Annotated in this window: 10 protein-coding genes; all 10 read left to right on the top strand. The window is 61.5% G+C overall.

Going from position 1 to position 11,441, the window contains the following annotated elements:
* Positions 1-12: 12 nt before the first annotated feature.
* Positions 13-825 (top strand): DeoR/GlpR family DNA-binding transcription regulator, encoded by an 813-nt coding sequence (locus AC244Q_RS30675; protein ID WP_011655152.1) that lies wholly within the window; start codon positions 13-15, stop codon positions 823-825.
* A gap of 48 nt (positions 826-873) precedes the next feature.
* Complete coding sequence (rhaS, locus tag AC244Q_RS30670) at positions 874-1,869, top strand: rhamnose ABC transporter substrate-binding protein (RefSeq protein WP_003553864.1); 996 nt, start codon at positions 874-876, stop codon at positions 1,867-1,869.
* Between the two features lie 73 nt (positions 1,870-1,942).
* Positions 1,943-3,478 (top strand): sugar ABC transporter ATP-binding protein, encoded by a 1,536-nt coding sequence (locus tag AC244Q_RS30665; protein WP_128407210.1) that lies wholly within the window; start codon positions 1,943-1,945, stop codon positions 3,476-3,478.
* Positions 3,479-3,537: 59 nt separating this feature from the next.
* On the top strand, positions 3,538-4,539 hold the full coding sequence (locus tag AC244Q_RS30660) for an ABC transporter permease (RefSeq protein ID WP_128407245.1): 1,002 nt from the start codon (positions 3,538-3,540) through the stop codon (positions 4,537-4,539).
* Complete coding sequence (locus tag AC244Q_RS30655) at positions 4,536-5,543, top strand: ABC transporter permease (protein WP_128407209.1); 1,008 nt, start codon at positions 4,536-4,538, stop codon at positions 5,541-5,543. The genes AC244Q_RS30660 and AC244Q_RS30655 overlap by 4 nt, the downstream gene beginning before the upstream one ends.
* Positions 5,540-5,860, top strand: a complete 321-nt coding sequence (rhaM, locus tag AC244Q_RS30650) for an L-rhamnose mutarotase (RefSeq protein ID WP_003553870.1) — start codon at positions 5,540-5,542, stop codon at positions 5,858-5,860. The genes AC244Q_RS30655 and rhaM overlap by 4 nt, the downstream gene beginning before the upstream one ends.
* Positions 5,857-7,236, top strand: coding sequence for an FGGY-family carbohydrate kinase (locus tag AC244Q_RS30645; RefSeq protein WP_128407208.1), 1,380 nt, complete (start codon positions 5,857-5,859; stop codon positions 7,234-7,236). The genes rhaM and AC244Q_RS30645 overlap by 4 nt, the downstream gene beginning before the upstream one ends.
* 79 nt (positions 7,237-7,315) lie before the next feature.
* On the top strand, positions 7,316-8,074 hold the full coding sequence (locus tag AC244Q_RS30640; RefSeq protein WP_003553872.1) for a fumarylacetoacetate hydrolase family protein: 759 nt from the start codon (positions 7,316-7,318) through the stop codon (positions 8,072-8,074).
* Between the two features lie 125 nt (positions 8,075-8,199).
* Positions 8,200-9,084: a helix-turn-helix domain-containing protein gene (locus AC244Q_RS30635; protein ID WP_026157609.1), complete on the top strand. Its 885-nt coding sequence runs from the start codon at positions 8,200-8,202 to the stop codon at positions 9,082-9,084.
* A gap of 161 nt (positions 9,085-9,245) precedes the next feature.
* Positions 9,246-11,405, top strand: a complete 2,160-nt coding sequence (locus AC244Q_RS30630; RefSeq protein WP_128407207.1) for a TonB-dependent siderophore receptor — start codon at positions 9,246-9,248, stop codon at positions 11,403-11,405.
* Positions 11,406-11,441 lie beyond the last annotated feature (36 nt).

Below are 11,441 nucleotides of genomic sequence, written 5' to 3'. Positions count from 1 at the left end.
AGGAGGAGCCCCATGCACGAACGCGAACGCCATCGCATCATTCTCAGCGCCGTTCAGGAAAAGTCCGTCGTCACGGTTCAGGATATTTCCGAACTGACCGAGGCTTCCGAGGCGACGATCCGGCGCGACATCGCGGCTCTCCATGTCCAGGGCAAGATCCGGCGTGTGCGCGGCGGCGCCGAGGCGGTACATCCGCCGCAGCTCGGCAATCTCGCGGGGCGTCCCTTCCGCGTTTCGGAATCCGTCAATATCGATAAGAAGCGCGCAATCGCACGCCAGGCCGTCGAGCTTTGCGATCCGGGCGATGCGATCATCATCAATGGCGGCACGACCACCTTCCAGATGGTGCATTTCATGGCGGCGCACCGCCTGCAGGTGATGACCAATTCTTTCGCGATCGCCGAACATCTGGTCAAACATTCGAAGAACACGGTGACGGTGCCAGGTGGCGCGATCTATCGCGAGCAGAGCCTGATCCTCTCTCCCTTCGACAATGACGCGATTCGCAATTTCTACGCCCGCCGATTCTTCATCGGCGCGCAGGGCATCGGCCCGCTCGGCATCATGGAAGCCGACGCGCTGATTATTCAAAGCGAACAGAAGCTGATGCATCAGGCCGACGAACTGGTCGTCATGGCCGATTCCAGCAAGTTCCATCGCCGGTCGAGCCTCATTTTATGCCCGCTCGAGCGTGTGTCTACGATCATCACCGATGACGGCATTCCAGAGGAAGCCGTCAGGATGATCGAGAATGCCGGCATCAGGCTCATTGTCGCGAGCCCGGTCGCCCAGGCAATCAAGGAGGATTCCTCGTCGGTCGCATAAGGCGCCGGGGAGGTGTGAAGAGTGTCAATCAAGTGGGAGGATGAAAGCATGAAACTCGCAAAGAAACTCGCAATCGGCGTGGCATTTGCCGTCGCCATGATGGCCGGCACGGCAAGTGCTGCCGACATCAAGATCGGTCTCGTCGTCAAGTCGCTCGGCAACGGCTTCTTCGATGCTGCCAACAAGGGCGCGCAGGAAGCTGCCAAGGAGCTCGGCGGCGTCGAGGTCATCTATACCGGTCCGACGACGACGACGGCCGAAGGCCAGATCGAAGTCATCAACTCGCTGATCGCTCAGGGCGTCAGCGCCATCGCCGTTTCGGCCAACGATCCCGACGCGCTCGTTCCGGCGCTGAAGAAGGCTGCACAGCGCGGCATCAAGGTCATCTCCTGGGATTCCGGCGTCGCACCTGAAGGCCGTATTCTGCAGCTCAACCCGTCGTCCAACGAACTGATCGGCAAGATGTGCCTGACGCTCGTCAAGGACCATCTTGACGGCGGCAAGGGTGACTTCGCCATCTTGTCGGCGACGACCACCTCGACCAACCAGAACATCTGGATCGACCAGATGAAGAAGCAGCTCAAGGATTTCCCGGGCCTCAACCTCGTCACCACGGTCTATGGCGACGATCTCTCGGACAAGTCCTATCGTGAAGCCGAAGGCCTCTTGAAGGCGAACCCGAACATCAAGGTCATCGTCGCTCCGACGACCGTCGGCGTTCTCGCCGCTTCCAAGGTCGTCGAAGACAAGGGTCTTGTCGGCAAGGTCTACGTCACCGGTCTCGGCCTGCCGTCCGAAATGGCCGGCGCGATCAAGTCGGGCGCCACGAAGGAATTCGCCATCTGGAACCCGATCGATCTCGGCTACTCCGCAACGCAGATCGCCTATCGCCTCGTCAAGGGCGAGACCGACGGCAAGCCGGGCAGCGAGATCGAAGTCGGCCGCATGGGCAAGATCAAGGTCGGCGACAATGGTGAAGCCGCCATGGCCGATCCCTTCGTCTACAATGCTTCGAATATCGACCAGTTCTCCAAGGTCTTCTGATCCGGAACCACCGCATTAAAGCCCGGCGGCCTGATGGCCGCCGGGATTCTCATTCGACACTGGTAGAAGCTTGATGAACGCTGCCTTTCAACAAACCGCCACGGACAGCAAAACCGGTGATGCGCCCGCCATTCTGGAAATGCGCGGCATCTCCCAGATCTTTCCGGGCGTGAAGGCGCTCGACAATGTCAGCATCGCGCTGCATCCCGGCACGGTGACCGCGCTGATCGGCGAAAACGGCGCCGGCAAATCGACGCTGGTCAAGATCCTGACCGGCATTTACAGGCCGAACGAAGGCGAGATCCTGGTCGACGGCCAGCCGGTGACCTTTGCCAGCGCCCAGGCCGCAATCGATGCCGGCGTCACCGCCATCCATCAGGAAACCGTGCTGTTCGACGAGCTGACGGTTGCCGAGAATATCTTCCTTGGCCACGCGCCGCGCACGCGTCTGCGCACCATCGACTGGCAGGCGATGAACAGCCGCGCCAAGGCGCTGCTGGCTGCGCTCGAAAGCAATATCGATCCGACGATCCGGCTGAAGGACCTCTCGATCGCGCAGCGCCACCTGGTGGCGATTGCGCGCGCGCTGTCGATCGAGGCCCGCATCGTCATCATGGACGAACCGACGGCAGCCCTTTCCCGCAAGGAGATCGATGATCTCTTCCGCATCGTCCGGGGCCTGAGGGAAAAGGGCAAGGCGATCCTCTTCATCAGCCACAAGTTCGACGAGGTCTACGAGATCGCCGATGATTTCGTCGTCTTCCGCGACGGCCGCGCCGTCGGCCAGGGCCGGCTCAAGGAAACGCCGCAGGACGAGATCGTCCGCATGATGGTCGGCCGCGACGTCGAGAATGCTTTTCCGAAGGTCGATGTCGCCATCGGCGGCCCGGTTCTGGAGATCCGCAACTACAGCCACCGCACCGAATTCCGCGACATCTCCTTCACCCTGCGCCAGGGCGAAATTCTCGGCATTTACGGTCTGATCGGCGCCGGGCGTTCGGAACTGTCCCAATCGCTCTTCGGCATCACCAGGCCGGCCTCCGGCACCATGATGCTCGAAGGCCGCGAGATCACCATCCATTCGCCGCAGGACGCGATCCGCGCCGGCATCGTCTATGTGCCGGAGGAACGCGGCCGCCACGGGCTGGCGCTGCCGATGCCGATCTTCCAGAACATGACGCTGCCTTCGCTTACCCGCACCTCGCGCCGGGGCTTCCTCAGGGCGGCAGAAGAATTCGCGCTTGCCCGCAAATATGCCGAGCGGCTGGACCTACGCGCCGCCGCCCTTTCCGTCCCGGTCGGCACGCTGTCGGGCGGCAACCAGCAGAAGGTCGTCATCGGCAAATGGCTGGCGACGGCACCGAAGGTCATCATCCTCGATGAACCGACAAAGGGCATCGACATCGGTTCGAAGGCGGCCGTGCACGGCTTCATCAGCGAACTCGCCGCCGAGGGCCTGTCGATCATCATGGTCTCGTCCGAACTGCCTGAAATCATCGGCATGTCGGACCGCGTCCTGGTGATGAAGGAGGGTCTCGCCGCCGGGATTTTCGACCGCGCCGAGCTGTCGCCGGAAGCGCTGGTGCGCGCTGCCACCGGCAATGCATGAGGCCCGCAATGCATAAGGCCCAGCAATTCATAAGGCCCAGGAATTCCTAAGGTATGAGCATGGCAAGACTGATCAGAAAACGCGAAACCCTGCTGTTCCTCATCATCGTCGTGATGATCGCGATCTTTTCGACGCGCGCTGCCGATTTCGCAACGCCGGAGAACCTCGCCGGCATTTTCAACGATACCTCGATCCTGATCATCCTGGCGCTGGCGCAGATGACGGTTATCTTGACGAAATCGATCGACCTGTCGGTCGCCGCCAACCTCGCCTTCACCGGCATGGCGGTCGCGATGATGAATGCCGCCTATCCCGACCTGCCGCTCGTCGTGCTGATCCTTGCCGCGATCGTCATCGGCGCCTGCCTTGGCGCCATCAACGGCTTTCTCGTCTGGGCGCTCGAAATCCCGCCGATCGTCGTCACACTCGGCACGCTCACCATCTATCGCGGCATGGCCTTCGTGCTTTCGGGTGGGGCGTGGGTCAATGCTCACCAGATGACGCCGGTCTTCCTGTCGGTGCCGCGCACGCCGATCCTCGGCCTGCCGGTTCTTGGCTGGGTGGGCATCGTCATCGTGCTGCTGATGTATGTCCTGCTCAGATACACCCAGTTCGGCCGCTCGGCCTATGCCACCGGCGGCAATCCGACCGCGGCCGTCTATGCCGGCATCGATACGGGCTGGACGAAATTCCTGGCCTTCGTTCTGTCGGGCGCGCTTGCCGGCCTTGCGAGCTATCTCTGGGTGTCGCGTTATGCTGTTGCCTATGTCGATATCGCCAACGGCTTCGAACTCGATAGCGTTGCGGCCTGCGTCATCGGCGGCATTTCGATTGCCGGCGGCGTCGGCTCGGTCGCCGGCACCGTGCTCGGCGCGCTTTTCCTCGGCGTCATCAAGAATGCGCTGCCGGTGATCGGCATTTCGCCCTTCACGCAGATGGCGATCTCCGGAACCGTCATCATTCTCGCCGTCGCCTTCAACGCCAGGCGCGAGCGCAACCGCGGCCGCATCATCCTGCGCGACCGCGCCGCAGCCGATATCAGAACGGAGGCCGCAGCATGAGCACCGTGTCCACCCACGAAAAGCGGGTCATCCCCGACCGCCTCGGCACACCCTTTCGCCGCATCGCCGCAAGCTGGGAAGTGCTGCTCTTTGCCGTCGCCGTGCTGATCTTCATCTTCAATTCGCTGGCTTCGCCCTATTTCCTCGATGCCTGGAACCTCTCGGACGCCACCTTCAATTTCACCGAAAAGGCAATGATCGCCTTCGCCATGGCGCTGCTCGTCATATCAGGCGAGATCGACCTCTCGGTCGCCGCGATCATCGCGCTCGCCTCGACGGCAATGGGCGCGGCAGCGCAGGTCGGCATCGGCACACCAGGCCTCGTCGCGATCGGCATCGGCACCGGCCTTGCCTGCGGCATCTTCAACGGCGTTCTGGTCTCGGTGCTGAAACTGCCGTCGATCGTCGTCACCATCGGCACGATGAGCCTTTTCCGCGGCATTTCCTATATCGTGCTCGGCGACCAGGCCTATGGCAAATACCCGGCTGATTTCGCCTATTTCGGCCAGGGCTATGTCGTCTGGGTATTCTCCTTCGAATTCGTGCTCTTCATCGTGCTGGCGATCCTCTTCGCCATCCTGCTGCATGCGACGAATTTCGGCCGGCAGGTCTATGCGATCGGCAACAACGACTTCGCCGCCCGCTTCTCCGGCATTCCGGTCGAGCGCGTCAAATTCATCCTCTTCCTGCTGACCGGCGTCATGAGCGGCGTTGCCGCCGTCTGCCTGACCTCACGCCTCGGCTCGACCCGGCCGTCGATCGCCCAGGGCTGGGAACTCGAGGTCGTCACCATGGTCGTGCTCGGCGGCATCTCGATCCTCGGCGGCTCCGGCACCATCGTCGGCGTCGTCATCGCCGCCTTCGTCATGGGTCTCGTCACCTTCGGCCTCGGCCTACTGAACGTGCCCGGCATCGTCATGTCGATCTTCATCGGCCTGCTTCTGATCATCACCATCGCCATCCCGATCATCGCCCGTCGCATCAAGGTCATGAGCTCCCGATGACTTTAGAAAAACACGCCTTCAAAATGCAGCTCAATCCCGGCATGGAAGCCGAATACCGCAGGCGGCATGACGAGATCTGGCCGGAACTGGTCGATCTCCTTCATAAATCAGGGGCCAGCGACTATTCCATCCATCTCGACCGCGAAACCAACACCCTGTTCGGCGTGTTGACGCGGCCGGCCGACCACACGATGGCGAGCCTGCCGGACCATCCGGTCGTGAAAAAATGGTGGGCGCACATGGCCGATATCATGGCGACCAATCCCGATAATTCACCGGTCCAGAGCGACCTGGTCACCGTCTTCCATATGCCATGAACGCCATCTCCTATCGCCGCATCGCAGTCCTCGATATCGGCAAGACCAATGCCAAGGTCGTCGTGCTCGACAGCGAGACGGGCGCCGAGATCGCCGTGTTGAAACGGCCGAATATCGCGATCAAAACCGGTCTCTATCCGCATTACGACGTGGAGGCTCTGTGGTCTTTTGCGCTCGATGCGCTGAAGAGCCTTGCGCGCGAACCTGGCTTCGACGCCATTTCGATCACAACCCATGGCGCCTCCGCAGCACTGCTTGGCCGGGACGGCACGCTTGCCATGCCTGTCATCGACTATGAACACGAATATCCGCAGGACATCCGCGACGCCTATACGCGGCTGCGCCCCTCCTTCGACGAAACCTTCTCGCCGCACCTGGCGATGGGACTCAATGTCGGCGCACAGCTGCACTACCAGAAGAGCGCCTTTCCCGAGGAATTCGCTAAGGTGGCGACCATCCTCACCTATGCGCAATATTGGACGGCGCGGCTGACGGGTGTTGCCGCCAATGAGCTGACCTCGCTCGGCTGTCATTCCGACCTCTGGAACCCCAAGGCCGGCCGCTATTCCTCGCTCGTCGACAGGCTCGCCATTCGCGACCTCATGGCGCCGATCCGTTCCGCCTTCGATGCACTCGGCCCGGTCCTGCCGGATATCGCCACGGAGCTCGGCCTCAACTCCCCCGTGCCGGTCTATTGCGGCATTCACGATTCCAATGCCTCGCTGCTGCCTCATCTGGTCCATCGCGAAGCGCCCTTCGCCGTCGTCTCCACCGGCACATGGGTGATCAATTTCGGCGTCGGCGGCGATCTCGATCATCTCGATCCGAAACGCGATGCGCTCGCCAATGTCGATGCCTATGGCCGTGCCGTCCCCTCCTCGCGTTTCATGGGTGGGCGGGAATTCGAGATCCTGTCGGCCGAGATCGGCCCTGCCGACGAAAATGACACTCAGGCGGCAATCGGCCCGATCATCGACAAGGGCATGATGCTGCTGCCGAATATCGCCCCGGGTTCAGGGCCTTTCCCGGGAAAGACAAGCCGCTGGATCGCTGCAGAGGAGGCAAGCCCCGAGGAGCGCTCTGCCGCTGCCTGCCTCTATCTCGCTTTGATGACCGATGCCTGCCTCGGACTGATTGGCGCCAAGGGCCCGGTTATCGTCGAAGGGCCTTTTGCGCTGAATAGGAGCTATCTCAAGCTGCTTGCCGCCCTGACCGGCCGCGAGGTCATGGCCCTTCCGGGTTCGACCGGCACCAGCCAGGGTGCGGCCCTTCTTACCGGCATCCGGCCAGTGTCGGGTGCCGAGACGCATGTTCCGCCGACCGATATCCCCGGACTGACCGCCTATCGCACCCGCTGGCATGCGGCGATGGAATAGGAGTCTTTCCAAAAGCGGCCTTGTTCGTCCCAACCTTCTCGCTACTGTGGCACCTCGAAAATCATGTCGAGGAGATAGCATGACAGAGACATTCGATCCCCGCGCCCTTGCCACCCGGCTTCACAGCCTGCGCCAGGCCGGCCGACAGGAAGCAACGAGCGCTTTCGCGCTGCCAACCGATCTCCATCAGGCGATGGAGGCGCAGGATTTGCTTGCCGCTGCGGGCGGCATTTCCAGCAATGCCTGGAAGGTGACGGTCTCGCCGCAGGACCAGGCGGTCACCGGCCCGCTGCATCCCTATGCCGAAGCCGTCTCGGGCGCGGACATTCCATGGTATCCGGGCCTGAAATTCGAGACCGAGATCGCCGTCCGCCTCGGCAGCGACCTGCCCGTCCGCGCCGGCATTCCTTACAGCCGCACTGAGGTGGTCGAGGCGATTTCCGCTGTCTATCTCGGCGCCGAGCTGCTGGTCAGCGCCGTCAAGGAAAGCGGCAACGTTTCGTTTCTGCTGTTCGTCGCCGACCGTCTCGGCAATAGCGGCTATGTGCTCGGCCCGAAGCTCGAAAAAAGCGTCGTCGATACCGCCGGTAGCACGCCGCTCAAGGTCACCCATGCCGGCCGCACGATCTATGATGGTCCGGCACAGCATCCGAAGGGCGACGTTCTCACCTGGCTCGTCGATTATGCCAATGACGGCTTGCGCCCGCAGACATCGCTGAAATCAGGTGCGCTCATCACGACGGGCACGTTGAGCGGCGCGATCGAACTGACCGAACCCGGCGAGATCGACATCCTGCTCGGCAATAGCAGCCTCAGCTTCTCTGTATCGAAGGTCTGATTGACCCCGATTTTCCCTGGATTGGTGCCGGAATTGGCAATTGCCATCCGGTTCGGCCTGCGGTAATAAACTTGAGTACAAATTGAAGGTTTACTTCCGGCGCGTCGCCGGAGGCGGAAGTGGAAATGACGTTTCAACCGCGGATGCAAAACAAGATCCAGGGCTTTTCCGTCGTCGGCGGCGTGCATCGCCGCCTGTGGAACGGCATCGTCGCCGATGTCTGGGACGTGGAATGCGCCTCTTATGCCGGCGGCTATTACGTCTCGCGCGATCCGCGGCTGTTCATCATGCTCGACAAGCGGGGACCGGGCAATTCGCATATCAAGCTCTCGCCGAAGGAGCAGGGCACCGTCCAGGACACCGAGAAACGGCCGATCTCCTATGTGCCGGCCGGCATGGAAGTCTGGGCCGATCTGACCGACGTGCATTCGGTGCGCCACCTCGACATCCATTTCGACACCGAGACCGTCAGTCGCCGGCTGATGGAGGATATCGATCCGCGCCGTCTCGAAAGCCCGCAGCTTCTGTTTTCCGATGAGCGGCTGCTGTCGCTGGCACAGCTGGTCGCCGCCGAATGCCTCAATCCGGAGCCGTTGCACGATCTCTATGGCGACGGCCTGGCATTGGCGCTGATCATCGATGTCCTGAAAATTGCCAAGGCAATGCCGCGCAAACGCAGCAAGTTGGCCTCCTGGCAGCTTCGCCGCGCCACCGAATTCATCGAGGAAAACTGCCTGCGCAATATCCGCCTCGAGGAACTCGCCGGCCTGACAGGCCTGTCGCAATCGCATTTCAGCCATGCCTTCAAGGCCTCGACCGGCATCGCTCCGCATCAATGGCAGACCAATGTCCGGCTCGACAGGGCAAAGCGGCTGCTTGTCGAAAGCGAAAATGCGTTGACCGCAGTCGCCGCCGAAACCGGCTTTGCCGATCAGGCGCATTTTACCCGCGTCTTCCGCAAGCATATCGGCATCACGCCGGCGAGCTGGAAGAAGGCACAAGTTGCCTGATTGCAACGCTTGGCGGGCAATTGTTTGCAACGCGGAGAATTGCCCAAAAACGTTCAATTTTCCCCGATCGCGACAATCCACCCCGGTAAAACTGAGTTCACTCATCTTATTCAGGGCTTCGCCGCACGCGGGTATCGCGCGGCACGAGTGGGGTAGGACATATGCGCGGGCAGACCAGGGGTCTCAATTTCAAGGTAATTCTATTGGCAGGAGTGGCGATCGCCGGCCTGATCGCGGGCTCCGCCGCGGCGCAGGAAGCGAATTCGACTGAGCTCGCGCCGATCGTCATCCGGGGCGGCGGCGACACCGCCACCAGTCCGGTCAAGGGCTATGTCGCCAAGAACTCCTCCGCCGGCTCGAAGAGCGACACTCCGCTCAACGAAATCCCGCAATCCGTCTCCGTCATCGGCACCCGTGAAATGGACGATCGCGGCATTACCAACAAGATCGACGAGGCGCTGCTTTATACGCCCGGCGTCACCTCGCAGCCCTTTGGCAACGACGGCGATACCGACTGGTTCTATATCCGCGGCTTCGACGCGACGCAGACCGGCGTCTACTTCGATAATCTGACGCTGTTCAGCTATGGCTTCGGCGGCTTCCAGCTCGATCCCTTCATGCTGGAGCGCGTCGAGGTGCTGAAGGGTCCGGCCTCCGTGCTATACGGCGGAGCAAACCCCGGCGGCATCGTCAATCTCGTCCGCAAGCGCCCGCTCGACGAGCCGCTGTTCTATACCGAGATCGGCATCAACAGCAACGGCAACGCCTTCACCGGCTTCGATGTCTCCGACAAGGTCGGCTCCAGCGGAACGATGAGCTACCGCATCACCGGCAAGATTGCCGGCGGCGACAATTATTCGGATTTTTCCGAGGATCTGCGCGGCTTCATCATGCCGCAGCTCACCATTTCGCCGGATGACAGCACGAGCCTGACGGTCTGGGGTTACCTCGCCGGGCTCGACCAGGTGCATACCGGCAACGGCTTCTTCCCTTATGTCGGCACTGTCGAGGATGCGCCTTTCGGCAAGATCGACCGCGACGCCTTCTATGGCGAGCCCGACATCGACAACGGCAGCTATGTGCAGAAAATGATCGGCTACGAATTCGAGCATGAATTCGACAATGGCATCAAGTTCTCGCAAAATGCGCGCTACGGCCATCTCGACAAGCATGAGATCGGCCCCTACCTGAACGGCTGGGTCGGCGGCGTGCCGACGGGTCCGGACTACCAGCTGGCGCGCATCGGCTTCGAAGGCCGCTCGGGGGTCGATAGCGTCTCGATCGACAACCGGCTCGAAGGCGAGACCGAAATCGGCGGCGCCACGCATAATCTTCTCGTCGGGCTCGACTACACCTATTACCGCCTCGAAAATTGGCAGGCCTGCTGCGGCTCCAATTCGATCAGCGCAACCGATCCCATCTATGGCACGACACAGGGCGCCAATTTCGTCTATGCGGACGGCGTCGTCACCAAGAACCAGATCGGCGTCTACGCCCAGGATCGGATCCATTTCGGCGATGGCTGGCTGCTGACGCTCAACGGCCGCTACGACTATGTCGATATCGACCAGGACGCCGTAATCGGCACGACCTACAGCACCAACGACAGCGCGCTCAGCGGCCGCATCGGCCTTGCCTATGAGTTCGACAATGGCTTGACGCCCTATGTCAGTGCTGCGACTTTCTTCAACCCGCTCGTCGGCACCGGTGTTTCCGGCGCGTTGAAGCCGGAAGAGGGCGAGCAGTTCGAAGGCGGCATCAAGTATGAGCCGGCCTTCATCGACGGCTCGCTGACCGCCTCGGTCTTTCACATCAACAAGCGCAACAACACGGTGACCAACCCGCTGACCTTCGCCCAGAGCCAGCTCGGCGAGGTGGTTTCGCGCGGCGCCGAACTCGAGGGCAAGGTCAATATCAACGAGAACTGGAAGGTTCTCGCATCGCTTGCCTATACCGACATGGAGGTGATGGAGAACGACGCCAATCCGGCGCTGGTCGGAAATTCACCCTATATCGTCCCGAAGGTGACCGCCTCTCTCTGGGTCGACTACACGCTGACGACAGGGGCTTTCGAGGGCATGAGCCTTGGCGCCGGCGTCCGCCATCAGGGCTGGTCCTGGGCCGATGAGGCCAATACCGAGAAGGTGCCGGCCGCCACCCTCGTCGACGCTGCGATCCGATATGAGAAGGAAAACTGGGGCGCCTCGCTCAACGTCGCGAACCTCTTCGACAAGGAATATGTCAAGGGTTGCGGCGGGCTGACCGTCTGCGGTTACGGCGATGCCCGCACCATCACCTTCAAGCTCAGCAGGAAGTGGTAAGTTGACAATCTGAGTTTAGTTTTGCAGGAACCTGTG

The sequence above is a fragment of the Rhizobium sp. CB2179 genome (assembly GCF_057653455.1).
Note: the sequence above shows the minus strand (reverse complement) of the source record. Positions and strands in the feature narration are given on the sequence as shown.

Coding starts and splice junctions, on each gene's coding strand:
- AC244Q_RS30630 (WP_128407207.1), top strand. CDS start 9,246: ATGCGCGGGCAGACCAGGGGTCTCAATTTCAAGGTAATTCTATTGGCA.
- AC244Q_RS30655 (WP_128407209.1), top strand. CDS start 4,536: ATGAGCACCGTGTCCACCCACGAAAAGCGGGTCATCCCCGACCGCCTC.
- AC244Q_RS30640 (WP_003553872.1), top strand. CDS start 7,316: ATGACAGAGACATTCGATCCCCGCGCCCTTGCCACCCGGCTTCACAGC.
- AC244Q_RS30665 (WP_128407210.1), top strand. CDS start 1,943: ATGAACGCTGCCTTTCAACAAACCGCCACGGACAGCAAAACCGGTGAT.
- AC244Q_RS30635 (WP_026157609.1), top strand. CDS start 8,200: ATGACGTTTCAACCGCGGATGCAAAACAAGATCCAGGGCTTTTCCGTC.
- AC244Q_RS30645 (WP_128407208.1), top strand. CDS start 5,857: ATGAACGCCATCTCCTATCGCCGCATCGCAGTCCTCGATATCGGCAAG.
- rhaS (WP_003553864.1), top strand. CDS start 874: ATGAAACTCGCAAAGAAACTCGCAATCGGCGTGGCATTTGCCGTCGCC.
- AC244Q_RS30675 (WP_011655152.1), top strand. CDS start 13: ATGCACGAACGCGAACGCCATCGCATCATTCTCAGCGCCGTTCAGGAA.
- AC244Q_RS30660 (WP_128407245.1), top strand. CDS start 3,538: ATGGCAAGACTGATCAGAAAACGCGAAACCCTGCTGTTCCTCATCATC.
- rhaM (WP_003553870.1), top strand. CDS start 5,540: ATGACTTTAGAAAAACACGCCTTCAAAATGCAGCTCAATCCCGGCATG.